Source organism: Streptomyces sp. NPDC102437 (assembly GCF_044765565.1).
Taxonomy (GTDB): domain Bacteria; phylum Actinomycetota; class Actinomycetes; order Streptomycetales; family Streptomycetaceae; genus Streptomyces.
On record NZ_JBIWKI010000026.1, the window covers coordinates 92,271 to 117,225 of the forward strand.

At 70.6% G+C, this 24,955-nt stretch carries 22 protein-coding genes; 19 read left to right on the forward strand and 3 right to left on the reverse strand.

The features are described from left to right. Positions 1-618: 618 nt before the first annotated feature. The 8 genes from ACIRJP_RS28800 (at position 619) to ACIRJP_RS28835 (ending at position 9,402) form a co-directional block, all read left to right on the forward strand. A complete protein-coding gene (locus tag ACIRJP_RS28800; RefSeq protein WP_404180089.1) occupies positions 619-1,356 on the forward strand; it encodes a DUF4232 domain-containing protein in 738 nt (245 codons plus the stop codon). A 521-nt stretch (positions 1,357-1,877) separates the two neighbouring features. After that, positions 1,878-2,702 carry a serine/threonine protein kinase gene (locus ACIRJP_RS28805; RefSeq protein WP_404180153.1) on the forward strand — a complete coding sequence of 275 codons (825 nt, stop codon included), beginning with the start codon at positions 1,878-1,880 and terminating at the stop codon, positions 2,700-2,702. Then, entirely contained in the window at positions 2,699-4,279 is a 1,581-nt protein-coding gene (locus ACIRJP_RS28810) for a serine/threonine-protein kinase (RefSeq protein WP_404180092.1), read from the forward strand. Before ACIRJP_RS28805 ends, ACIRJP_RS28810 begins: the two co-directional genes overlap by 4 nt. A gap of 126 nt (positions 4,280-4,405) precedes the next feature. Further along, positions 4,406-4,879, forward strand: a complete 474-nt coding sequence (locus ACIRJP_RS28815) for an RICIN domain-containing protein (protein WP_404180096.1) — start codon at positions 4,406-4,408, stop codon at positions 4,877-4,879. An 87-nt stretch (positions 4,880-4,966) separates the two neighbouring features. Beyond that, entirely contained in the window at positions 4,967-5,992 is a 1,026-nt protein-coding gene (locus ACIRJP_RS28820) for an LGFP repeat-containing protein (protein ID WP_404180099.1), read from the forward strand. A 99-nt stretch (positions 5,993-6,091) separates the two neighbouring features. Next, a complete protein-coding gene (locus ACIRJP_RS28825; RefSeq protein ID WP_404180156.1) occupies positions 6,092-7,054 on the forward strand; it encodes a hypothetical protein in 963 nt (320 codons plus the stop codon). 31 nt (positions 7,055-7,085) lie between these two features. Beyond that, entirely contained in the window at positions 7,086-8,075 is a 990-nt protein-coding gene (locus ACIRJP_RS28830) for an alpha/beta hydrolase (RefSeq protein ID WP_404180102.1), read from the forward strand. Positions 8,076-8,148: 73 nt separating this feature from the next. Beyond that, positions 8,149-9,402, forward strand: a complete 1,254-nt coding sequence (locus tag ACIRJP_RS28835) for a DUF4185 domain-containing protein (RefSeq protein ID WP_404180105.1) — start codon at positions 8,149-8,151, stop codon at positions 9,400-9,402. A gap of 180 nt (positions 9,403-9,582) precedes the next feature. Here ACIRJP_RS28835 and ACIRJP_RS28840 read toward each other — a convergent pair whose 3' ends face one another. Beyond that, positions 9,583-10,017 carry an ATP-binding protein gene (locus tag ACIRJP_RS28840; RefSeq protein ID WP_404180108.1) on the reverse strand — a complete coding sequence of 145 codons (435 nt, stop codon included), beginning with the start codon at positions 10,015-10,017 and terminating at the stop codon, positions 9,583-9,585. 213 nt (positions 10,018-10,230) lie between these two features. On the opposite strand from ACIRJP_RS28840, the gene ACIRJP_RS28845 reads away from it, so the two are divergent. Genes ACIRJP_RS28845 through ACIRJP_RS28855 form a run of 3 tightly spaced genes read left to right on the forward strand, consistent with a single transcriptional unit; the run spans position 10,231 to position 11,511 of the window. Next, entirely contained in the window at positions 10,231-11,082 is an 852-nt protein-coding gene (locus tag ACIRJP_RS28845) for a Scr1 family TA system antitoxin-like transcriptional regulator (protein ID WP_404180111.1), read from the forward strand. Positions 11,083-11,093: 11 nt separating this feature from the next. Further along, positions 11,094-11,285, forward strand: coding sequence for a DUF397 domain-containing protein (locus ACIRJP_RS28850; RefSeq protein ID WP_404180114.1), 192 nt, complete (start codon positions 11,094-11,096; stop codon positions 11,283-11,285). Continuing rightward, positions 11,278-11,511, forward strand: a complete 234-nt coding sequence (locus tag ACIRJP_RS28855) for a DUF397 domain-containing protein (protein WP_404180117.1) — start codon at positions 11,278-11,280, stop codon at positions 11,509-11,511. Before ACIRJP_RS28850 ends, ACIRJP_RS28855 begins: the two co-directional genes overlap by 8 nt. A 9-nt stretch (positions 11,512-11,520) precedes the next feature. On the opposite strand, the gene ACIRJP_RS28860 is transcribed toward ACIRJP_RS28855, so the two are convergent. Next, positions 11,521-15,642 carry a hypothetical protein gene (locus ACIRJP_RS28860; RefSeq protein WP_404180121.1) on the reverse strand — a complete coding sequence of 1,374 codons (4,122 nt, stop codon included), beginning with the start codon at positions 15,640-15,642 and terminating at the stop codon, positions 11,521-11,523. A gap of 86 nt (positions 15,643-15,728) precedes the next feature. Here ACIRJP_RS28860 and ACIRJP_RS28865 point away from each other — a divergent pair, with 86 nt between their 5' ends. From ACIRJP_RS28865 to ACIRJP_RS28900, 8 genes are all read left to right on the forward strand, one after another. Then, a complete protein-coding gene (locus ACIRJP_RS28865) occupies positions 15,729-15,905 on the forward strand; it encodes a DUF6892 domain-containing protein (RefSeq protein ID WP_404180124.1) in 177 nt (58 codons plus the stop codon). A 96-nt stretch (positions 15,906-16,001) separates the two neighbouring features. Then, positions 16,002-16,640, forward strand: coding sequence for a DUF402 domain-containing protein (locus ACIRJP_RS28870; protein ID WP_404180127.1), 639 nt, complete (start codon positions 16,002-16,004; stop codon positions 16,638-16,640). Between the two features lie 303 nt (positions 16,641-16,943). After that, entirely contained in the window at positions 16,944-17,252 is a 309-nt protein-coding gene (locus tag ACIRJP_RS28875) for a hypothetical protein (RefSeq protein WP_018101695.1), read from the forward strand. 178 nt (positions 17,253-17,430) lie between these two features. Further along, positions 17,431-18,297: a hypothetical protein gene (locus ACIRJP_RS28880; RefSeq protein WP_404180130.1), complete on the forward strand. Its 867-nt coding sequence runs from the start codon at positions 17,431-17,433 to the stop codon at positions 18,295-18,297. Further along, positions 18,287-19,642: a hypothetical protein gene (locus ACIRJP_RS28885; RefSeq protein ID WP_404180133.1), complete on the forward strand. Its 1,356-nt coding sequence runs from the start codon at positions 18,287-18,289 to the stop codon at positions 19,640-19,642. The genes ACIRJP_RS28880 and ACIRJP_RS28885 overlap by 11 nt, the downstream gene beginning before the upstream one ends. Next, positions 19,639-21,189 carry an SCO6880 family protein gene (locus ACIRJP_RS28890; protein ID WP_376631754.1) on the forward strand — a complete coding sequence of 517 codons (1,551 nt, stop codon included), beginning with the start codon at positions 19,639-19,641 and terminating at the stop codon, positions 21,187-21,189. Before ACIRJP_RS28885 ends, ACIRJP_RS28890 begins: the two co-directional genes overlap by 4 nt. Before the next feature lie 64 nt (positions 21,190-21,253). Beyond that, on the forward strand, positions 21,254-22,672 hold the full coding sequence (locus ACIRJP_RS28895) for an ATP-binding protein (protein ID WP_404180136.1): 1,419 nt from the start codon (positions 21,254-21,256) through the stop codon (positions 22,670-22,672). Position 22,673: 1 nt separating this feature from the next. Continuing rightward, positions 22,674-24,311: a type IV secretory system conjugative DNA transfer family protein gene (locus ACIRJP_RS28900; RefSeq protein ID WP_404180139.1), complete on the forward strand. Its 1,638-nt coding sequence runs from the start codon at positions 22,674-22,676 to the stop codon at positions 24,309-24,311. A 69-nt stretch (positions 24,312-24,380) separates the two neighbouring features. On the opposite strand, the gene ACIRJP_RS28905 is transcribed toward ACIRJP_RS28900, so the two are convergent. Continuing rightward, positions 24,381-24,533, reverse strand: a complete 153-nt coding sequence (locus ACIRJP_RS28905; RefSeq protein ID WP_404180142.1) for a LuxR C-terminal-related transcriptional regulator — start codon at positions 24,531-24,533, stop codon at positions 24,381-24,383. Positions 24,534-24,955 lie beyond the last annotated feature (422 nt).

Sequence of the window (24,955 nt, forward strand, 5' to 3'; positions counted from 1 at the left end):
CGCCCGTTCCTCGATCGCGGAGCGGCACTGTGCCAAATCATGCGGGGGTGACACGCCACGTGCGCGGACGCAGGTCGGCGGATCGGCCCGTGGTTACCGGGCCTCCCGACGTGTCGCCCCCGGAGCGGATCACCCGAACGGTGGACGGTCGGCCGCCCTACCGGGCACCGCCGTCCCCGCGGTCCGTCCTCGCGTCCACCGGGGCGAGGCGCTGGAGCGCGGCGGCGGCCATCGCGGCGGAACGGCGCGAGAGAGCCGGAGCGGGAGCGGACGTAGGAGTCGGAGCCGACCTGGGAGCCGGAGCCGACGTGGGAGTGAGCGCGCCGCGCTCTTCCGGGTCGCTCAACGGGCTGGATTGTTCTCGATTCCTTGAGTCATGCGCGGAGTCTGGGAGGCACCCCGTACACGCACCACCAGATTTCCCTGTCCGGCATTTCGCGGACGTCAGCTTCGTGGGCGTCCACCCCGTGGACGTCCGTTCGAGGACGTCAGCAGGACGTCAGTGAGGCGTCAGCGGAACGTGAGCGATCCACAGGATGCTTATGTTGTCAAGAGGTCAGAGAGAGCGGTTCGCCGCAGGATCCGGGCCTTGCCTCACCCTCATCCTGGGAGATTTCCATGCGTACGTTCCGCAGCCGCAAGCACACCGCCACCCTCGGCGCCGTCACCGCGGTCCTGGCCCTGGCCCTCACCGCCTGCAACGGCGACGAGACCGGTACGAAGTCCGCCGGCCCGGCCGACAACACCGCTTCGGTCTCCTCCTCCCAGCCCTCGACCGACGCCACGACCACGGACGGCAAGAAGGCCGGCAACGCCGCGCAGAACACCGGCGCCACGAAGACGGGCACCTCGAAGGCCGGCACCTCCGGCACCTCCGGCGGCGGCAGCACGAGCGACAGCTACGCCTACAAGCACCCGTGCCAGAGCGGGGACCTGTCGGTGCGCGTGTACCCCCTGGAGGGGTCGGCCACCCAGCACGTGATCGAGGTCAACAACACCGGCGCGAACTCCTGCGGCCTGAGCTACTTCCCGCGGGTCAGCCTGGGCGCCTCGAAGGCCTCGGACCACAGCGGCGACATCACGCCGGCGGTTCCCGGCGGCCTGGGCGGCGCGCCCGCGTACCCGGTCAAGCCCAAGACTGCCGCCATCGCGGTGATCGACCTCAACCCCGGCGGCAAGGGCGGCGTGACCTGGGTCAACGAGATGAACGTGCTGGCCGACGGCGACCACATGCCCAACGCGGACACGCAGAACTTCGAGCTCGGCCCGGACGTCAAGGTCGGCGACGCGAAGCTCGGCCTGTACCGGAGCACGGTCGCCGACGCGGTGAGCTCCATGAAGACGGCGGGCAACTGACCTGCTGACCGAGGGTGTACGACGAGCTCCGCGGGACGCGATTCCTCCCCTCCCCCCTCCTCGTACGCGCCGCACAAGCCACATACGCCGCAGAGGGCCTGGATCATCCTGGATCCGGGCCCTCTGCGGCGCTCTCGTCCCCTCCCCGCGCCGGGGACGATTGGCGACTCCACCGGACTAGCCGATCCACTCAACAGATGCGCCAAATCCAGCCAGTTCGTCAGAGCGGGCAAAGTCGAGTTCCACGGTGAGTGCCCCTTCCCTCACGCCGAGTTGAATGCGGAGTCGGTCGGGCTCGGGTGCTCACCCCTTCGCGAGAACCTGAAGCTGGGCGCCCGGCACGGGCCCCGCCGACACCCGTTCCCGGGTCGGCACCGCCTCGCGGTGGACGGTCCAAAGGCGGCTTCGCGGCCGTCCGGAAGCAGTCCGAAAACCACCAGAATCCGGGCCGGGACGGCTGTGCCGGATGGGTAACGTTCGGCCGGAGCGGGAGTCACCGACACGGGGGCGAGGTGGGTGCACTGAGCGGGATCGTGGTCTATCTGCCGCGAAGGAGCGACGACGGCGGAGGGATACCTTCCGGTACCCCGGCCGACCCGGTGACGTTGCGGCTGGGTCCGGGGGAAGTGGCGCGTTTCGGGCGGGGCTCCGCGACGACCCCGGTCGAACTGCGCCTCGAAGACGAGGCCATCTCCCGACTGGCCGGCGAGATCCGGGTGACGGACGACCACTGGCAGCTGAGCAACCACAGCACGACCCAGAGCTACCTGGTGGAGAACCCGGAGGGCGCGGGAGAGTATCTGCGGGTCCCGCCCCGGCGGGCCGGCGCCCCCATACCCTTCGAGTTCTCCCGGGTCGTGCTGCCCACCCGCCGCAACACCACCGTCTCATTCCAGGTGTTCGCGCCCGACCACGTCTATCTGGACCCCGGCCCGGGCCCCGACGGCGCGGCGGGCCAGTGGGGCAGCCGCACCGTCATGGCGTACTCGCTGGACGAGACGGCCCTCTACTTCCTGATCCTGGTCGCACTCTGCGAACCCCGGCTGCGGGACGAGTCGCCGGTCGCGGTGCCGACCACTCCGCAGATCGTCGAACGGCTCAAGGGGCACGCCTCGTGCGGCCAGCTGAAGGCGCGGGCGGTCAGCTCGCACATCGACTACCTCGCCGAGGAGAAGATGCGGATCAGCGCTCCGGCCGAGCAGGGATCCGGAGGGGCGCGCCGCAACGGAAAGCGGGAGGCTCTCGTCGGGGTCGCGCTGCGGTTCGGGCTCGTACGGGAGGAACACCTGGCGCTGCTGCCGCCCCGTACCACCACGCGCGTCCGGGGGCGGGAGACGGACAGTTGAGCGGCAGGCCCACCGAGGGCCGCGGCCCCCGGTCGGGAAGTGAACGTACGGAGCTGCTTCCGCGCGGCTACCGGGTCGGCGGCTGGGAGGTCACCGACCCGATCGCGTCCGGCGGCTGGGCAACGGTGTACGCGGGCCGCCCGGTCGACCGCTCACCACAGCTGCTGGAGGCTGGACCGGGGTCGGGACCGGGGTCGGGGTCGGGACCACGCTTGGGGCCAGAGCCGGAATCGCGGCCGGCGGAGGTCGCGCTCAAGTTCCTGCCGACCGCGGGGCTCGCACCGCGCCAGGCCCGCAAGGTCGCGGAGACCGCCCGGCGGGAGGTCGAACTCGGCCACCGGGCCGGCCATCCGAGGCTGATCCGCCTGCTGGACTCCCTCGTGATCAGCGACCCGGACCGGCCGTTCCTGGACGGTGCGATCGTGCTGGTGATGGAGCGGGCCGAGCGCAGTCTGCGTGACCTGTTCGATGCCGGGGGCGCGGAAGCGGACGCCGCCCGGCTGTTCGCCGAGATCTGCGAGGGCCTGGCCCATCTGCACCGCAGCGGCTGGGTGCACGGCGACCTCAAGCCGGAGAACATCCTGCTGATGGCCGACGGTGCGCTCAAGCTGTCGGACTTCGGGCTCGCCACCGAACTGACCGGCACCCACGGCACCCACGGGTACGCGCCGCCGATGGGCACCCTGGACTACCTCCCGCCCGAACGCTGGCAGGCCCCGCTCGGCGAGCACGGCGTGGAGGTCCGGCCCAGTGCCGACATCTGGGCCCTGGGCATCATGGTCCACGAGGTGTTCGCGTCCGGTGCCTCGCCGTTCCCCGGCGCGACGCCGGTGGCGCGCGGTGCAGCGGTACAGGAGTACGCCGGCGGGCGCGCACCGCTGCGGCTCGCCGGTGCGCTGCCGCCGTTCTGGCGCGCCCTGGCCGCCGACTGCCTGGCCCCGACCCACGCCGACCGCGCCGAGCACAGCGCCGAGAACCTCCTCGCACGCATCACCGCCCGGTCGCCGGCAACCCGTCCCGCACGCCGCCGGTGGAGGTCCCGCGCCGCCCTGGTGACCGTCGCCGTGTGCTCGGTGGCCGCGACGGTCTGGTCGCACGCCGTCGGGGCCGTCGGCGACGGCGCCTCGGGCGCGAGGAGTGGACCACCGGCCCGGCTCAGGGTGTTCAACGCCGACGACGGGTGCCGGGTACGTACGGACCGGAACCCGCAGTGCAGCCTCGGCCTGGCGATCGACCCGCTTCAGCCGTACACCGTCGACAACGTTGTACCGGTACGGGTGTGGCACGGCGACGTCCTCGCCGTCGACTGCCGCCTCGCCCGGGGGATCCCCATCATCGACGAGTCGGACGCGAGCTCCACCGAGTGGTACCGCGTCCGCCTGCCGGCCGGCTCGACCGCTTCGTCGGCCCCCGCCTCCTCCGCCGCCTCCGCCGTCACCATCGCCTGGCTGCCGGCCGTGCGTACGGCGGACCACCCCCAAGTCCCCGACTGCCCGCGCCCCACGGGCACACCCGTCCCCACGCCCGTACCCGCGCAAGTACCCACCTCCGTACCCGCGTCCGTGCCTGTTCGTTGAGTTTCGGCGCTCGCGTCGCGGGCTGTCACTCCGGATCGTTCCGGATGGGCGGCCCGGCACCCCGCCACTACTTTGCGGCTGTCGCCAACTCGCCCGAGAACCAACGGACGGAAGAGGTAACAGCCCATGCGTGGCACGCGCTCGCTCCTGCTCGGCGGGGTCTTCGCCCTCGCCTCCCTGGCCGCGCCTTCCGGCGCCCTGGCCGTCGAGAACGGCTCGCCGTCCCCCGCGCAGGCCGATGACGCCATCCAGAGTTTCCGCAACCAGGCCACGGGCCGCTGCATGGACGACACCGACAACGGCTTCCGCACGTGGAGCTGCAACGGGAGCAACCCGCAGCTCTGGACCGTACACACCTGGGACGACGGCACACGCCAACTGCGCAACATCAACACGGGCCGCTGCATCGAGGACACGGACAACGGGTTCCGTACCGTCGGCACGTGCAGCTCCGGCCCGGAGCAGAGCTGGTGGGTCAAGGTCTGGGCCGACGGCACCGTCCGCTTCCAGAACCAGGCCACCCTGCGGTGCATCGACGACAGCTCCCTGGGCCTGCGCACCTGGGCGTGCAACGACACCCCGTACCAGAGCTGGTCCTGACCTCGGCGCCCGGAACTCCACGAGTTCCGGGCGCCCCTTGTCCCTCCCGCTCTCCTCCAGGCTTTTCCGACACGAAGGAGCAGGCACGTGCGTGGCTCTACCGAACGACGCGCGATACGCAGATCAGCGGTCCTGCTGGTCGCACTGGCCGCCGTGACCGGCCTCGGCGACCCGGCATCCGCACAGAGCGCGAGCGATGTGCCGGGCCCCCTCGGGCACGCCGCACCGGCCGCGCTGTACTGCGACATCCCGGCGGACCGGGACATCGCCGTGACCCGCAAGGTGTACGAGGCCGGGCAGCGCCGCGGCGTGTCCGACAAGGTGATGCTCGCCGGCTTCGAGACGGGCTGGGTCGAGTCCCGGATGAACAACCTGGCGTGCGGGGACCGGGATTCGCTCGGTGTCTTCCAGCAGCGGCCCTCGATGGGCTGGTGCGAACCCGCCCAGTGCCTCGACGTCGGCTACGCGGCGGACAAGTTCTTCGAGGTGGCCCAGCAGATGGAGCCCGACTGGGACACCGCGGGCGAGCTGGCCCAGGCCGTCCAGCGCTCCGCGTACCCCGAGCGCTACCCGCAGGCGGAGGGCTACGCCCGGGAGTTGATGGCCGAGGCGTTCGCGCCGTACGGCACGATCGGCGCGAAGTACGCCGGCCTCGGCGGCCCCGGCGGGCCGCTCGGCCGACCGGTCCGTGCCGAGGAGGATTCCTCGCTCGGCGGGCGGTTCCAGCTCTTCCAGAACGGGATCGTCATCTGGCACCCGGACGAGGCCCACGCGATCTACGGGGACATCCTCACGAAGTTCTGGAACACCGACGCCGAACGCCGCTGGGGCTTCCCGACCACCGACGAAGCCGACGCCGCACAAGCACCCGACGGCACCAAGGGCCGCTACCAGTTCTTCGAACGCGGCCTCTTCCTCTGGTCACCCCAGACCGGCGCCCACACCGTCCACGGCGCCATCTACGACGCCTTCCACGCCGCCGGACACGAAACCGCACTCGGCTACCCCCTCACCGACGAAACCGACGAAACAGGCGGCGGCAAAGCCCAGAAATTTCAGAAAGCCACCATCCACTGGACCGCCGAGAACGGCACCTGGATCACCAGCAACTGACGGGAGGCAGCAATGAGATCGATCAGTTCCGTGAGCTCTCCCGGATCGCTGAACTTCCGGCTGACTCTCCGGCGTGCGCTCGGTGCGGTGACACTGGTCATGGCGGCTCTCGCGGTCATGTTCACCACGGCACCGGCCGCGACCGCGTCGGAGCCGGGCGGGCCGATCGGGCGCGGCGAGGCGATGGACCGCGCGTGGTCGTGGATCGCCGAGCAGGTGCCGTACAGCCAGAGCGGCTGCCACCAGAACCAGTTCGGCTGCTACCGGCCGGATTGCTCGGGCTATGTGTCGATGGCCTGGAACCTCGGTACGTCCCTGACCACATGGGGCCTGTGGGACGTCACCTTCGACATCCCGGCGAGCGACCTGCAACCCGGTGACGCCCTGCTGCGCGACTCGGGCGGCACGGACCACGTGGCGCTGTTCCTCCGCTGGGCGGACCCCGCCCACACCCAGCCGGTGGTGCGCGAGGAGTACGACTTCGGGCACGTCGCCGAGGAGCGAGTGTGGGGCGACGGGCTCAGGGGCTTCACGCCCCGCCGTTACAACAACCTGGACGACCTGATCCCGTACGGCACCATCGCGACGAAGTACGACAGCACGGGCGGCCCCAATGGTCCGCTGGGACGACCGATCACGGGTGAGCGCGACTCCTCGCTCGGCGGGCGCTTCCAGCAGTTCCAGAACGGGATCGTCATCTGGCACCCGGACGAGGCCCACGCGATCTACGGGGACATCCTCACGAAGTTCTGGAACACCGACGCCGAACGCCGCTGGGGCTTCCCGACCACCGACGAAGCCGACGCCGCACAAGCACCCGACGGCACCAAGGGCCGCTACCAGTTCTTCGAACGCGGCCTCTTCCTCTGGTCACCCCAGACCGGCGCCCACACCGTCCACGGCGCCATCTACGACGCCTTCCACGCCGCCGGACACGAAACCGCACTCGGCTACCCCCTCACCGACGAAACCGACGAAACAGGCGGCGGCAAAGCCCAGAAATTCCAGAAAGCCACCATCCACTGGACCGCCGAAAAGGGCACCTGGATCACCAACAACTGACCTACAGCTGAGCGAGAACCAGGAGATCGCGTTGAGCGAGCAGCACCCCACCCGCCGGAACGTCCTGAGGACCGCCGGCGGGCTCTCCGCGGCACTGGCGCTCGGCGCCGGAGGCGTCCTGGCCACGGCCACGACGGCGAGCGCGGCCAGTGACGGCTTCGGGCTGCACATCGTGGACCACGACGAGCGCGACCGGCGCATGAAGTACTACCGGTTCCAGACCGGCGCGATCGGCTGGAACCCCGGCGTCAACGTCCTGCTCCCCGACGACTACGACACCGGCGGCCGCACCTACCCGGTGCTCTACCTCTTCCACGGCGGCGGCCTCACCTCGGACTTCATCGAGTTCGACCGCGTGGGCGTCCGCGACTGGACCGCCGGGAAGCCGATCATCGTCGTGATGCCCGACGGCGGCCACGCCGGCTGGTACTCCAACCCGGTCAGCTCCAACACCGGCCCGCGGAACTGGGAGACCTTCCACATCACCCAACTGCTCCCGTGGATCGACGCGAACTTCCGTACGTACGCGGAGTACGACGGCCGCGCCGTCGCCGGGTTCTCGATGGGCGGCTTCGGCGCGCTGAAGTACGCCGCGAAGTACTACGGCCACTTCGCCTCGGTCAGCGCCCACTCCGGCCCGGCTAGCCTGCGCCGCAATCTCGGCGCGGTCACGCACTGGGCCAATGTGTCCTCCGCCGCCGCGGACCTGGCGGGCGGCACGGTCTACGGCGCTCCGCTGTGGGACGAGGCCCGGGTCAGCGCCGACAACCCGGTCGAGCGCATCGAGAGCTACCGCAACAAGCGGGTCTTCCTCGTCGCCGGGACCGGGGGCCGGCCCGTGCCCTGGTTCAGCCAGATCAGCGAGGACAACGTGCTCCAGGGCCAGCGGGAGTTCCGCGGCCTCCTCGACGGGGCCGGCATCCCGTACGAGGCGCACGAGGAGCCCGGCAGCCATGAGTTCCGCGTACCGCTGTTCCTCCGCGACCTCGACGGCATCATCGGGCGCCTCCGCAAGGCCTGACACGGAAGACTGCCGTACCCCCTTACCTCACTCTTCGCCCCGCCCCCACCCTCAGACACACGGAGAGCCGAACATGCCCACCCCTTCACAGCCCCCACAGCCCTCGCAGCCGGCCCACCGAGCCGCCGCCACCCGCCGGTCGGCGCTCAAGGCAGGCATGGGCTTCGCCCTGGGCGCCGGTCTGCTGGGGGCCGCCCCCGGCGTCGCCGCCGCCGACGACCGGTCCGCCAGGACGGCAGCCGGGCGCCCGGCCGCCCGGCTGCTCCAGACCGGCACCCCGCTGTGCGAGCAGCCCGGTGACTCGGCGAGCGCGCAGGGGCTCGGCTCGGGAGACCTTGCGATCCCGTACTACCGGGAGCACGACAACACCTGGGGCTACGTGTTCGGCGACGCGTTCGGCGGGATCGCCCAGGCCGACCCCTACCTGGGTTCCCCGGTGATCCTGAACCAGGCGAACTTCGACGCCTCCGGCGCGTCCCCGATCTCGTTCTCCTGGGCGATGCCGACCGGGGGCGCCGCCGATCAGTGCTTCGACTACGCGCACTGGGCGGACAACGGGCACGGCTTCGAGATCTCCCGCATCCCCAACGACTGCATCGAATTCGGGGGCCGCACCTACATCCAGTACACGTCCGTGGCCCTGTGGGAGAACCTCCCGGCCGGGTACGACGGCTCGCTGATGTCGGGCGTCGCGTACTCGGACGACTACGGCGTGACCTGGCAGGACTACCCGTACCACTGGGCCGGCGACACCCAGGGGACCAATCAGTCCATGTACGGGATGTGGTCGTTCGCAGGCATCGACCCCGACGGCTGGCTGTACATCTTCTCCAAGCGCTGGAACGGCACACACGCGAACACCGCCGACGGCGGAGCGATCCAGCTGTTCCGCATCCGGCCCGACGAGTTCCGCGCGGGCAACTTCGGGGCCCAGGAGAACTGGGCCTTCCTGGACGGCCGTTGGCAGTGGACGAGGGCGGTGGGCCCGTCGGTCATGCTGTCCGGGAACAAGATCGGCGAGTTCTCCGTCAAACGGATCGGCAACACGTACTGCATGAGCTACTTCGACGTGGACGACTACGCGATCTGCACCCGCACCGCGTCCCGCCCGGACGCCGTGTGGACCGCACCCAAGCCCCAGATCGTCGGCGACGGACTCCCGCCCCACCATTGGGGCAAGCCCCAACTCCCCTTCCTCTACGGCGGATACATCCACCCCGGCAGCGCGAGCGCCACATCCCTGACCCTGATCGCCTCGCAGTGGCAGTCCGTGAACCACGGAAAGACGCCGTACCGCGTCCTCCAATACGACGGCATCCAGCCCTGACGCGCAGGGCACCACGCACGTAACGGCCACACCAGCGCGACAGGCGCGTCGGGGCGTCACCGATCACCACGGTGGCGCCCCGAGCCGCGTGCCGCCTCCGGCCCGGACGCCCCGCCGCGTGCCCCGTCGGGGCCTCCGGCAGGCGGTTCCCGCCTGGCGTTCGGCAGTCGGCATCCTCTCCTACGCCTTCGCCGTGCACTCCACCCAGAGCAGCTTCCCGCCCTGCCCTGGAAGCCCGCCACGCATGGGGTACGCGCCCCAGCACTCCGCGTACATCGTGACGAGGTGCAATCCCCGCCCCCGCTCGGCCAGTTCCTCCGGCGCCTGGACGCTCCACCGGAACGGGGCGGGGATGTGCGGATCGGTGTCCCACACGCTCAGCCGGATGCGGCTGCGCCCGGCATCGCGCAATCGGAGCGAGTACGGCCCCGAGGAGTACTGGTAGGCGTTGGTGACCAACTCGCTCGCCAACAGCTCTGCGAGCTCGGTGAGTTCGCGCATGCCGTGCACCCGCAGGACATTACGGAGGGTGGCACGGGCGACGCCGGGGGCGCGGGGATCCTGCGGGAGTTGGAGGGTATACGTCCAGGGCGGGGATACCGTGGCACTGACCATGGAAGTCTCCGTTCACGGAGGAAAGTCGGATGGTGCGCTTCGGATTGCCCGGTGACGAGGCCGCTCCGTCGAGCGGGGTACTTCCGGGCGGGTGGCCTGAGACCGAGACTAGACTCCTGAAAGGATTGCTTTCACTCAATGACCGGAATCCTTGACCTGAACCACTCGTGTGAGTGACTGACCGCCTCAGCCGTATTCCAGGGAGAGTTAGAGATGGCAGGCAGGGCCGCCCCCACCGCACGTCGCATCCGGCTCGGCATCGAGTTGCGCAAGCTGCGGGAACGCGCCGGAATGACCACGACGCAAGCAGCCGACCTTCTCGGCACGAGCTCGGGGCAGCTCAGCAACATAGAGGTGGCGCGCTTCGGCGTGAGCGCCGACCGCGTACGGGTCGCGGCCCACACGTACTCCTGCACCGATCAATCTCTGATCGATGCGCTCGTTGCCATGACAGGTGACCGCAAGCGCAGCTGGTGGGAGGAGTACCGGGAGATTCTGCCGCCCAAGCTGCTCGACCTGGCCGAGATCGAACACCACGGCACCGGTCTGCATGCGGCGCACAGCATCCACATTCCCGGACTGCTCCAGACCGTTGATCACGCCCGGGAGATCTACCGGCAGGCCGTTCCCGAGTTGTCGCCGCCGGAGATCGAGCACCGCGTCTCGTACCGCGTCAAACGACAGGAAGTGCTCTACCGGACGACCCCCGTCCCGTACCGAGCCGTTATCCACGAGGCCGCTCTTCGCATGAAGTTCGGCGGTCCGGGCATCGCGCGGGACCAGCTCCAACACCTGCTCAAGATGAGCGAACTGCCCCACACGACCATTCGCGTAATCCCGTTCGAGGCCACGTACTACCCAGGCTCAGGACAGTCCGTGTATTACGTGCGCGGACCGGTGCCCGCACTCGACACGGCGCAACTCGACCAGTCGCACGGCCCCGTGTTCATCGACGCTGAGGCCCAGTTGACCCAGTACCGCCTGCTGCTCGAACGGCTCGACGCCGCAGCTCTGGACATCGGGCAGTCCCGAGAACTCATCCACAAGGTCGTCCGAGGCCTGTGAAAGGAGCCGAGATGCCTGCGTACGTCTGGCAGAAGTCGTCCTATTGTGCACAGGGCGAGGCATGCATACACGTGGCTACGGCCAGAACCGGCACGGTCAGCCTCACCGAGAGCGGCGACCCCACCGGCTCGACACTCCGCACCACACCCGCCGCCTGGGCCGCCCTCGTACGCACCATCAAGGAGAACCGCGCCCGTGACTGACGCCCCCGGCATCCCCACCGACCTCACCTGGGTCCGCGCCGTGCCCGAGGGCGAGGAAGGCCCCGGCCCATGGATCGAGATCGCCTTCGGGCCGGACGAACTCGTCTACCTCCGCGAGACCGGCGACCCCACCAACATCGTCACAACCACCCGGACGAAATGGGCGGCCTTCACCAAGGGCGTCATGGCAGGCGAGTTCGACCACTTCGCCGAACCCGCCGGTTAGAGCCGATTCTCACCGCCGAAGCGGAGATCCGGCCTCTGCCCACGCGCGGGCGAACCGTTCGTGCACGGGTGGTGGGACGACGGCAGGCGGGGTCGCCGGGGCGGGGCGGGGTGCTGGGCGCGGGGCCTTCGCCGCGGTGAGTTCCTTGCGGACGGCACGGTGGTGGTCGAGGGTCCAGGTGTTCCAGCGGCGTACGGTGCGGTCGGCCGGGCGGTCGAAGGCGTGCAGCTGGAGGTGGAGGGCCGCCGCGTCGCGGCCGACGCCGAGGGACGCGGCCACCTCGTCCACCAGGTGCGGGACGCTGAAGAGCGGGTTGGCCTCGTACTGGCCGGGCGGGACCGGGGTGTCCGCCGAGCGGTCCGCCAAGGCGCGCAGGGCGGTGAGGTGGCCGGCCCCGGTGGCCGTGAGCCGGTCGAGCAGGGCGTGGGCGCCCTCCATGGCGGGGTCGCCGACCGGCCGCTCGGTGAATGCCCAGGTCAGGGCGGTGACGGCGGCCCGTATCCCGTCGGCGTCCAATGGGGGCTCCACCGCGTGCTCCAGGCGGCCGGTGAGCAGGGCGGTGGCCCAGGGCGCGGGCAGGTCGTGGTCCCTGGCCAGCGCGGCGGCATGGCTGCCGTCGTCGGCGTACGGGGTGACCGCGACCCGTTCGGACCACTCGATGGCCATCCGGTCCGCGGCGGCGGTCATCCCGCCGGGCGCCCAGAGGTCCGCCGGGTCGGCGGGGACGGCGGCGGCGAGCACGGCGCGCCGGCCCTCCGGGCCGAGGTTCATCCGCGCGACCTCGTACGCGTGCACCAGGGCCCGGTCGGCCTTGTACGGCTTGGCGCGGCAGAGCTTGAGGTGGACCGCGTAGTCGTCGCTGCCGGCGAAGCCGTCGAGGACCAGGGCGGCGATCGCGCGCGGCACCCCCGTACGCCACCGGAACAGGTCCACGGCTTCCTCGGGCACCGGCAGCGGGCCTCGTTCGGCGAGCAGGGCCAGCAGGCGGGGCAGCCTCGTGGTGTCGTCGCCCGCGATGGTGCGGGTCTCGCACTCCTCGGCACCGGCGGGCGCCGGGTCGGCGGACCGCTGGAGGAAGGGGGCGAGGTCGCTGCGGACCGGGCCGGAGGCCACCGGGACGCCGGACGAGCGGAGTTCGGCGATCCCTGACGCTGGGGCGCGGCCGGTGCGCCAGGTGGTGCCCGGCTCCGCGAACGGCTGGCGGCTCCACACGCCGAGCAGCGCGGTCAGTGCCCGCCGGTGCTCGTCAGGGGTGGCGGCGACAGCGGCCCGCCAGGCCACGGCGTCGATCCGGCCGGTCAGTACCGCCCATTCGGTCGGAGGGGCGGGCAGGGCCAGCACCCGTACCTCGTCGTCGATCTCACCGCGCAGATACCGGCCGTCGGCGGCGACCGCGGTGAGGAGGGCGGGCTGCGGCTGCGGCGGCCGTTCCTCGTACCCCCGGAACTGGGCCAGCAGGCCGTGCAGGGCCGGGACGAGCCGGGTGTCGGGCTCCGGATCGGGCAGTTCGACGACCGGTCCGGAGCGCATGACGGCAACCCGGTGCGACAGCTCGCGGCGGCGGCGCAGCACATCGGCGGCGAGCCGCACGGCGCGGGCCACGCCCTGCCGGATCCGCGGGTCGGTCACCCCGGCCGGCGCGTCCCCGGAGTCGGACGGCGACAGCAGTTCGCGGACGGCCTCCTCGGTGACCGCGCGCAGCGCACGGGAGGAGGGCTCGTCGCGCGGGGTGAGGAAGTGCCAGAAGGCGGGCGGCGGTACGGGACCGGCCTGTTCGCCGAGGGTGGCCCGGATCCGCCCGGTGCGGTGGCTGCCGGGGAAGCCCCGGACCTGCCAGAGCAGCGAGTTGTCCTCGGCGGCGTGGCAGCGGACGGTGGTGCTGCCGACCACGACGGCGTCCTCACCGCCGGCCGGGAGGCCGAGGATGCCCCACGGGCGGCGACCCCAGGTGGTGGTGCGGTAGGACGCGGTGCGGCCGTCGATGGACTCCAGCTCGAACTCGCGGGGCGAGGGACCGGCGTACGGAGTGCGGTAGTTGACCCGGCAGCCGGTGAGCCGGCCGTCCTGGCCGAGGGGGGACTGCGGGGCGCCGGGCGGCAGTTCGGCGAGGATGCGATGGTCGGGGAAGGGCCTGGTGCCGTCCGGGAGCGAGTCGGGGATGTGGAAGCCGGGCAGGGTGTGGTCGGTGGTGGGCTCGCCGGTTGCGGAGTCCGTCCGGAGCCATCCGCCGCGGCGGTCCTCGCTGAACACCTCGGTGCTCCAGAAGTGCTGACCGTCGTACATCTGGTAATCGTGGTGACCGACGCCCGTGGTGTCGCCGGGCCGCAGGACCTTCTCGCCGTCGAACCGGCCGCCGCCGTCCGGGGTCTGGAACTGGTAGCCGAGGCCGCCCCGGATGCTGCCGCCGTAGGGACGCAGCCCGTAGGAGTCTTCCGGTACGAACGTGTCGACGGGGCTGCCCGACCAGTACGCCGTGCAGATGCCGTGCTCGTCGCCCGAGACGGTCCAGGCGACGAGGAACTGGCCGCCGACCCAGTGCACCGTGGGGTGGTGGGCACCTTCCGGCAGCTCAAGGCTGTGCTCGCCGCGCCGGCCCGCGTGGTCGACGGCGAACGCACGGGTCTCCCCGTACAGCGTGAGCACCGGCCAGGTGGAGGTGACGTGCACCGTCTCGTCCGGCCGGAATTCGGCGAGGGCCTCCTCCAGGGCGCTCCAGCCCAGCTCCTCGGGCAGCCCGGCGCGCAGGGCACGGGCCAGCGGGCCGGTGAGGTCCAGCGCGTCGAGAACCTCCTCGATGCCGTCCAGGGCGATGGCGGTGGGCCGGTCGAGGAGGCCGTGCAGCTCGTCCACGGCTTCGTCGGCCGCGGCGAGCCCGCCGCCGCGCAGGCTGTCGAGCAGCTTCTCGACCCGGCCGTGCACCTCGGCCGCGATGCCCGGATTGTGCGGAAGCCGGCTGATGGCCGTCCCTCCCCGGGACCGGAGCCCGGCGTGCACCGTGCCTTCGAGCCGGGAGCCGAACACCGGGTCGGCGGCGAGGGCCCTGAGATCGCGCCGCGCGTCCTCGTCCCAGAACTCCAGGGAGATCGTGGGGCCGGGGTCGTAAACGGGGATGCCCTCGGCGAGGCAGACGTCGAGCAGGTCCGCATCCAGGTGCGGCCACCGGTAGCGGTCCTCGTGGAGCCTGACCGGGGTGCCGTCCTCCTTCAGGAGCGGCGCGAACCGGGTCACCAGCTCGAAGAGTTCGACGGGCATTGCCTGGCGGGTCACCCCGCCACCGGCGACGGTCCGGTGCGAGTACCGGGTGGCGTACCGCCGCAGCCACTCGCCGAGGCCGCCCTCCGGGGTGACACGGCCGGCCGCGGCGGCGTCGGCGGCCCCGGAGCCGATGAGCAGCCGCAGCCAGGCGGCCGCGTCGTTCTTCGACTCGGGAAACAGATCGAGCAGGGCGGCGGCCCGGTCGTCGGCCGGCGGGTGGGCGGAGAGCGGGCCGAGCGCCGCGTCGAGCAGCCGGTCCGGCACGGCCTTGCCGGAAGCGGACGCGAGCACCTCGCCCAGCACCCGCGCCTCCTCGTCGGCTCCGAGCCCCGCCGCGCGCACGGAATCCCGGACCCGGCGGGCCAGATCGGCGGGCAGCTCACCCGGTGACGCCGCCCAGGTGGTCAGCAGCCGCATGAACTCGCGGTGCGCGTCGTCCGGCTCGAAGACCTCGGCCAGCCAGGCCGGGGCGCCGCTGAGCTCGGTGGCGGGAAGCGCGCCGAAGCGGGCGAACAACTGAAGGTTCGCCAGCCGCCAGTCGCGGTCGACGGGCAGACCGTGGGTGCGCTCCGCGGTGCGCGCGTTCCCGTACGCACGCGCGGCGGACCGGCGGTGCGTCTCCAGCATCCAGTGCCCGATGGTGTCCCAGAACCAGGGCAGATGAGCCGTCGGCAGGCCTCTCGCCAGGCGCTCCGTCTCGTCCATGAACCGCCCTGGCTTCTCCCAGGCCCGGTGCCGGCCGCTGCCCGCCCGCTCCAGCACGTCACGGGCACCGGTCTCGGCACCGGGAACCCGGGCGCGCGCCCAGTCGGCGTACGTCTCGGAGATGTGGTGATTGGCCGGGAGCGGGACGGGAGTTCCGGTGCTGCTGGTCATGTGTACGAGTCTGGCAGGCGGCACTGACAACGGCCCCCGTCGCCTGCTCGCGACGGTGGAGACCCCCCTCATCGACTGCGTGCCAGGTGTACTGCGAGTGCTCCCCGGTGTGGGACGGCAAGGACGACCTGTTCGACGTGGGCTCGCTCGACGACCTCGGCCTCCTGCCGAACCTGCGGCGGATCAGCGGCGCCCAGGACTGCGGACCGGGTGTCCGGTTCAAGGAGGGGATCCTCGCCGCCCGGGGCATCGCCTTCGACTGACGCCCCGTCTCGGTACGGCGTACGCCCTTTCGATGGCACGGCATCAGGTAATCGGACCACGTGTTCGGTCCCCGTGGCGCGGGCATGATCAACGGCATGAACGACGGCATGAACGACGAGCCGGGCCGGATCCTCCGCTGGAACTTCTTCATCGGCGGCCACCTGAGTGCGTCGGTCCCCGTACGCCTCGTCGAGCGCACCGACCGGGGTCAGCTGGTGTGGATGGAGACCGGCACCCCTATGTGGCGTACGGAACTTCCGAACGGGGGGCACCTGCGGGACATCGCACCGGACGACCGCCCGCCCGGCGGCTACCCGGTGGTCGCCGACCGCTGGCCGATGGGCAGCGCGCTCTTCTACCAGCCGGCCGGCGCGGCGCACTCGGTGCTCTGGCTGTTCGGCCGCAGACGGAAGTTCCGTGGCTGGTACGTGAACCTGGAACGCCGGATCCATCGCGGTGACGACATCGACATCACCGACCACGAACTCGACATCAACGTCGCGCCGGACCGGAGCTGGCGGTGGAAGGACGAAGAGTCCTTCGCCGAGAAGACCGGTCACCCCGTCTACTGGTCGGCGGACGAGGCCTCGGCGATCCGGAACGAGGGCGCCTCGGTGGCCCGGCTCGCCGAGGCCGGAACGTTTCCCTTCGACGGCACCTGGTGCGATTTCCGGCCGCCGTCCTCCTGGACCACGCCGCCCCGGCCGCCCGTCCCACGCCATCCGCTTCTCTGAACGGCCCCTGCTCCGACCGGATCCGGGGCGCTGACCAGGGCGTGTGCAAAATTCTCGGCCAGGGTGGCGGGATGGCAGTCATTGCCCGGGGTCACACCCCGTGATACACAGAGTAACCATACATATTCGGTCATACATCGATTCGATCCACAGCTCAGGGCGGTCGGACCGGTCAAATGTGCGGGATCCGGGTAAAGAGAGCCGCCAAGCCGTCGTACGAAAGCAGTTTCATCAGCGAAGATAGAGAGCGACCCGTGCCGTGTGGCAGGGGCAATGAACTACCCAACAGGGGCGGTGACTTACATGATCCTGGCAGCTGAAAAGGGCGACATCACCACCATCATCGGCGGAATCGCCCCGAACTGGGGGCCGTTCGGGACCTTGGGCAACGAGGCCCGCGTAATGATCGAGGTCGTGATGGCCATCGCCATCCTGCTCTGCCTCGGCATCGCGGTCTGGGGTGCGGCGAAACAGCGCATCGGTGCGACGGCACTGCGCGACACGTTCAGCGCCGAGCAGGGCAAGGGCCTGATCGTTGCCGGTCTGACCGGTGTGTTCATCATCGGATCGCTCGGAACCCTGTTCACCATCGTCTACGGAATGGCCGTCTGACCGGCTGTCATTCCACGCCAGGGGCAGTCCCGCCCACCCCCACACCACCCGTCCGTCGTGCCCACCGGCAGAGGTTGCGTCCCCTGATGTCGAGTCACCACACCGCGTCCGCGCGGCATCCCGCACGGCTACCGTCGTACTACCCGGTTCAGGCAACGGTTGAGGGGGCGTACGCGGCATGAGCCACGGCGATGAGAACGGCTACGACTCGGGCCGTACGGATGATGAATACAGCACCATCGGCGGGACACGCCAGACCCGTACCCGCCTGCCCGACGGCGCGGGCGGCGACGGCTACAACGCCCCCCGCCGCCCCGCACGCGCTTCCCGCTCGCTCATCACGATGGCCGGCGTGGTCGTCCTCCTGATCGCGGCCATCGCTTTCGCCAACATGGGCGGGGGCCGCGGGGACGGCAACGACGGTGATTCGGCAAGCGCGGGGAACAAGCCGGAGGCCGCGTCGACAGCTGCCACGGGGACCAAGCCGGTCACCGGGAAGAACGGCACGATTCCGTCGGGGTTCGCGCATGACGAGCAGGGGGCGCAGAGCGCGGCGTCCAACTACGCGGTGGCGCTGGGCTCCGTCGGGATGTTCAACGCACACACCCGACGAAGCATCGTTGAGACCACCCACGACCCGGCTGTCGTGGAGAACCTGCTGACCGCCCTGACGAAGGCATACTCTCCGGGCTTCCTCGAGAACGTCGGCCTCAACAAGGACGGCACCACCCCCAGTGGCCTGACGTTCGTTTCCCGGACCATCCCCGTCGGCACGAAGGTGGTCGAGCGAAGCGGCGACACCGCCACAGTCGAGGTCTGGTGCACGGGGCTAGTGGGAATGGCCGGACAGGGCTCCACCAAGCCCGTCACAGCGACCTGGTTCACCATCTCCGAGAAGCTCAAGTGGGTCGGAGGCGACTGGCGAATCGAGTCGTCGAGCCAGAAGGAAGGCCCCACGCCCGTAAACGGCGACAACAGAGCATCGACTGCAGACGAAATCGCTGGTGCGGTCGAGGGATACGGAGGCTTCACTTATGCCCGATAGCCGCCACCCGAGCGCGCGTTCCCTCCTAGCAGTCCTGGGAAGCCTGCCAGCCACCGTGATCCTGCTGGCTTCGCAGGCAGCCGCAGCCCCTTCACCGTCGCCCACGCCGTCGCCCAGCAAGAGCAACGACGCATGCGACCTCATCGTCGGGCTTGCCAAGGACTACTGCGAAAAAGGCGACGCAGCCCCCAAGACCAACGTCCCCTCCACCGTCGACAACTCCCTCGACCCCCTCTCCTCCCTGGCCCGCGGCTGCGCCGACGCCGCCGCATGGATCGTCGGCAAGCTCAGCGAGGCCGTGGAGGGCACCGCCAACGTCGACTTCACGAACACCAAGTTCCTCCAGCAGTACGCGATCGTCTTCGCCGCCTCCACCGTCCTGACGCTCGTCCTGTGGCTGCTCGCCGTCGCCAAGCGGGCGATCCGTGGCGTGCCGCTGACCACCGCGATCTCCGAGGCCATCGGGTTCCTGTGGCTGACGGTGCTCGCCTCCGCGTTCACCCCACTGATCCTCTACACGGTCGTCTCCGCGACCGACGGCGTCACCGATGTCATCGCCTCGTCCTCCGGTGGGCAGACCGACGTCTTCTTCGGATCGTTCGCCGAGGCGCTCAAGAAGGGCTCCGACATCGGCGGCGGGCCGATCATGCTGATCGTCGTCTCGCTCGTCTCGATCCTCGCCGCGGGCGTCCTCTGGCTGGAGCTGGTGATCCGGGCCGCCCTGCTCTACGTAGGCGCCCTGCTCGGCACCGTCGTCTACGCCGGGCTCGTCGACAAGAACATGTGGGGCCACGTCCGGCGCTGGGCGGGCATCATGGTCGCGGTGATCATGGTGAAGCCGGTCATCGTCGTCGTGCTCGGGCTCGCCGGTGCGCTCTCCCAGAACGACGGGCCGAACGCGTTCTCCGCCGTCGTGTCCGGTCTCGCCATCATCCTGCTGGCGATCTTCGCCTCCGCGATGATCTACCGCTTCGTCCCCGGCTTCGGCGACGAGATCCAGGGCGCCCGCACCAACCGCAAGCAGGCCACCGACGGCTCCCAGGCCGCCGCGCTGATCAGCTCCCCCGCCGCCCTCGTCTCCCAGGGCATCAAGACCCACAGCAGCCGCAGCGGCCAGAACAGCGGCGACAGCGGCAGCGGTGGCGGCCGGCCCGCCAACGCGATCAGCGGCGGAGTCGCCGCGCACAGCTCCCGCAGCTCCGGCGGAAGCGGTGTCGGCGGCGCCACACCTCCGCCGCGCAGCGGATCCGGACCGACCTCCGGCACCCCGCACGGCAGCCGCTCCCACCGAGGTGGCGGATCAGGCAGTTCAGGTAACAACAGCACGGGAGGTGGAGGGCGTTGACGACTCCGTCCCATACGATCGCGCCCCGCCGTACGTATCTCATCGGCCGGGCCCGGCCGAACGCGATCGTCGGCAAGAACCGCGAGACCGGCGAGATCGCCCTGATCATCGCCGGCGCGTTCCTCGGCATGATGAGCGGGCTGATCGTCCCGATCCTGTCCCTGCGGATCGTGCTGCTCACGGGCTTCCCGCTCCTCGCCCTGGCGATCGTGTACCTCCCGTACAAGCACCGCACCTTCTACAAATGGTTCGAGATCAACCGCAGCTACAAGCGCTCCCTGCGCCGCGGTACGACCTACCGCTCCGCCGCCATGGAGGCGGGCGTCGGCGCCGACGGGCGTGAGGTCGAGATCGGACCGCCCCCCGGCATCGGCCGGATCAACTGGCTCGCCGCCCCTTTCGGCCCGGACGAGATCGCCGTACTCCTGCACGCCGACCGCCGCACCGTCACCGCCGCGATCGAGATCGAGGGCCCCGGCGTCGGGCTCCGCGACAGCGAGGACCAGGAAGCGCTCGTCGACCGGTTCGGCACCCTGCTGAAGCACGTCGCCAACGGGGACGGCTTCGTGACCCGCATCCAGATGCTGGCCCGTACGCTCCCCGCCGACCCCGACGCGCACGCCAAGGACGTCGCCCAGCGCGGCGACAAGACGTCCCCGGGCTGGCTCCAGGATTCCTATGACCAACTCCAGTCCATGGTCTCCACCTCCAGCGAGCAGCACCGCGCCTACCTCGTGGCCTGCATGCACTACACCCGCGAACTGGCCGCCGAGGCCAACGCCATGGCCCGCGCCGCCCGCCCCCAGGCCGGCCGCAGGCTCGACAAGGACGCGGGCCTCGCCGTCGTCATGGCGCGCGAGCTCACCGACATCTGCGCCCGCCTCGCCGAGGCCGACATCCGCGTCCGCCAGCCGCTCGGCCAGAGCCGGCTCGCCTCCCTGGTGCACTCGATGTACGACCCCGACCACCCCATCGACCACATCCAGGCCATGACCAAACGCAACGCCTGGCCGGCCGAACTGGACGCGGTCGAGCCGACGTTCCTCCAGGCCAAGACCCGCGAGTCGGTCACCCGCGCCCCCTGGTGCCACTCCACGGCCTGGGTGAAGGAGTGGCCGATGACCCCCGTCGGCGTCAACTTCCTGGCCCCGCTCCTCGTCCACACCCCCGATGTGATCCGTACGGTCGCGGTCTGCATGGACCTGGAACCCACCGAGGTCGCCATCGAGCGGATGCTCACCGAGAAGACGAACGACGAGGCGGAAGCCAGCCGCCAGGCCAAGATGAACCGCACCGTCGACCCCCGCGACATCGCCGCGCACGGCCGCCTCGACCAGCGGGGTGAAGATCTCGCGAGCGGCGCGGCCGGGGTGAACCTGGTGGGGTACATCACCGTGTCGTCACGCTCGCCCGAGGCCCTGGCCCGCGACAAGCGCACGATCCGGGCCTCGGCCGGCAAGTCGTATCTCAAGCTGGAGTGGTGCGACCGCGAGCACCATCGCGCCTTCGTGAACACCCTGCCGTTCGCCACCGGCATCCGCCGCTAGCCGTACGACAACCCGCACAGCAACCGGGACAACCGAGAGAAACGAAAGGGAGGTCGGTCACGCCATGCGAGATCCGCTGTCCGCGCTGTCGGACGCCTTCACCGCCTTCCTCTTCGGGAAGGTGGAGACGACCAGGCTGCCCGTCCGCACATCGACCGGACAGGCCCAGGCCGTCTATCTGCCCACCGCGGCCCCCGGCCTCGGCGACTCCGGCGTGATCATCGGCCGCGAGGTCTACTCCGGCAAGGGCTACATCTACGACCCCTTCCAGCTGTACGGACAGCAGCTGCCCGCCCCGCACTGGCTGGTGCTCGGCGAGTCCGGCAACGGCAAGTCCGCGCTGGAGAAGACGTACGTGCTCCGCCAGCTCCGCTTCCGCGACCGCCAGGTCGTCGTCCTGGACGCCCAGGGCGAGGACGGCGTCGGCGAGTGGAACCTCATCGCCCAGGAGCTCGGTCTCACCCCGATCCGCCTCGACCCGACCGCCGCCCTCAACGGCGGCATCCGGCTCAACCCGCTCGACCCCTCGATCACCACCACCGGCCAGCTCGCCCTGCTCCGTACGATCATCGAGGTCGCGATGGGGCACGGCCTGGACGAGCGGTCCGGCTTCGCGCTGAAGGTCGCCCACGCCTACGTCAACGAGACGATCACCGACCGGCAGCCGGTCCTGACCGACATCGTCGAACAGCTCCGCCACCCGGAGCCCGAGTCCGCCGAGGCGATGAACGTCGACATAGACGATGTACGGGCCTGGGGCCTGGACGTCGCCCTCGTCCTGGACCGGCTGGTCGACGGTGACCTGCGCGGCATGTTCGACGGGCCGACGAGCGTCGGCATCGACCTCGACGCCCCGCTGATCGTCTTCGACCTCTCGCACATCGACCGGAACTCGATCGCGATGCCGATCCTCATGGCGATCGTCGGCGTCTGGCTGGAGCACACCTGGATCAGGCCCGACCGGAAGAAGCGCATCTTCCTGGTGGAAGAGGCCTGGCACATCATCAACTCGCCCTTCGTGGCGCAGCTCTTCCAGCGCCTGCTGAAGTTCGGACGCCGCCTCGGCCTGTCGTTCGTGGCCGTCGTCCACCACCTCAGCGACGTCGTCGACGGAGCGGCGGCCCGCGAGGCCGCGGCGATCCTCAAGATGGCGTCGACCCGCACGATCTACGCCCAGAAGGCCGACGAGGCCAGAGCGACGGGACGCGTGCTCGGCCTGCCCCGGTGGGCGGTCGAGATCATCCCGACCCTCACCCCCGGCATCGCCGTCTGGGACGTCAACGGCAACGTCCAGGTGGTCAAACACCTGATCACCGAGGCGGAACGCCCCCTGGTCTTCACCGACCGCGCCATGACCGAGTCCTCCGCCGCCGAACTCCTCCCCGAGGACGTACTCGCCGCGGACCTGGAGGCGGAGCAGCGCGCGGCACGGATCGAGCACCAGCAGCGGCTGAACGATTCGTCCGAGTCAACGGTGGCATGACATGGCGGGGCGCGCTGAGCAACGTAACGGCGGCAGTGGAAGCAGCGGCGGCATCCCGGACGGCCTGCTGATCGGCCTGCTGGCCTTCCTGCTCGGGCTGACGCTACTGGCGTGGACAGCCACCGGGCTGGCCGGACTGTTCGCGCGCGGCGCGTGGCCGGAGGGCGTCACGCTCGCCGAGACCCCTTTGTCGATGCGTCGGCTCGTCACCGCACCGCACGACCTCCCGGCCGCCTGGCCGAACACCCCGGCGGGCGAGCTCTCCGGGTACGGGCTCTTCTGGGGCCTGTTCATCGGCGAACTGATGGTGCTGCTGGTACTGACGGTGTTCGTGCTGGGCGTGGTGGCCCGCTGGCGGGCGGTACGGGCGCGGCAGCGCAGCGAGCGGTACGGGGGCGGCGAGAGGGACGGGCACGGGAGCGAGCGCGGAAACAAGTACAGGAACGAGTACGAGGACGAGGACGAGCCCGTACGGTCCCGGCAGCAGCAGAATCCCCGCCGCCGGGCACAGCCGCCCGCGGCTGCTTCTGCCTCCGCCCCTGTCCCTGCCCCCGCTGCCGTCCCCGTGGAACACGCCCTGGCCAGCACCACCCTTCTCACCGGAGCCGGAGCCGGAGCCGAAGCCGGTGCCAGTACCGAAGCCGGTGCCGTTTCCGGTGCCGAAACCGTTTCCGGCACCGAACCCGGAAGCCCCGCCCCCGGCCTCCCCCCTCTGCCCTCCCCGCGCGCCCCCGTCGTCTACGGACCGGCCGCGACGCGTCGTCCCACCGCCGTCCAGGCCATCAACGAAGCCGACGGCCCCGCGCTCGTCGTCACCTCCGACCCCAGCGTCTGGGCCGAGACGAAGGACGCCCGCGCCAAACTCGGCCCGGTCCTCGTCTACGACCCGGGCCACCTCTGCGACACCCCGGCCCGCCTCCACTGGTCCCCCACCGCAGGCTGCGAACAGCCCGAGACGGCCGCCGCCCGCTCCGCCGCGCTCCTGGCCCCGGTCCGGCCGCAGGCCCGTATCGACGCGGCGACCGCCGACACTGCGGAAACGCTCCTGCAGTGCTGGCTGCACGCCGCCGCCATAGACGGCCGGCCCTTCCGCCAGGTCCACCGCTGGGCCCTCGGCGGCAGCGCCCACGAACCGGTGCGCCTGCTCCGTTCCCACCCCAAAGCGGCGTCCGGACTCGCCGGTCTGCTGGAGTCCGCGCTGACCGCCCACCCCGAACGACGCGAGATGGCCCAGGCGTTGACGGTACGGGCGTTCGGCGCGCTCTCGTCGGTGCACATCCGCGAGGCCTGCACGCCGAACCGGTCCGATTCGCTCGCGCTGGAATCTTTCGCGGGCGAGGGGGGCACCCTCTATGTGGTGGGTGAGCCTATCGAGGACCCCCGCTCGGGGCCGGGAGCGATGCCCCTGCTCACGGCGCTCGCCTCGCACGTGGTCGAGCACGGCCGCCGCATGGCCGCAAGGTCATCCGACGGTCGGCTCGACCCACCAATGACGCTCGTGCTCGACGACATCGCCGCGGTGGCACCGCTCCCCCGGCTCCCGGAACTGCTGGCGAACGGCCGGGGGATGGGACTGCCGACCCTGGCCCTCCTCCGCTCCCGGGAACAGGCCCGCTCCCGCTGGCCCCAGGGGGTATGACTCCTCGCGAGGCCCGCCACCAGGGGCTGTTCAAGCAGGAAGGGACTGTTAAGGCAGGTCAGGGATTGTTCAGGTAGGTGAGACCGCCAGGACGCGCCGGTTGCTGTCGTCGTCATCGGTGATGCCGAGCTTGTCGAACATGGAGGTGGTGTACTTGCCGATGGCACTCTCGCTGAGGAAGAGCCGCCCGCCGATGGCCTGGTTGGGCAGTCCTTCGGCCATGAGGCCGAGCCCTGTTCGCGTTCGGTGAGCCCTTCCAGCCGTCGGTTCGAGGGCCCGCTGGAGAGCAGTTTGGCGATGACAGCAGGGTCCATCGCGGTCCCGAGACCAGCTACGCGTTCCAGAACACCGACGAACTGGTCGGCGTCGAACACGCTCTCCTTGAGGAAGTAGCCGATGCCACCGGCAACGTCGGCCAACAGCTAGCGGGCCCACCGTGGTACACCGTGACGCAGGCCGTCTGCATGCTGCCGGTCATCCGGGTCGCATTCATCACCCGGAGCTCCGCACTGCGCGCAGTCTTCCCCAAGCCGCGCTGACAAAGGAAAAGGCCGTAGAACGCAGAAAAGCCCCGTGTCCAAAAGGACACGGGGCTTTCCCGTAAAAGGAGTTCGGCGGCGTCCTACTCTCCCACAGGGTCCCCC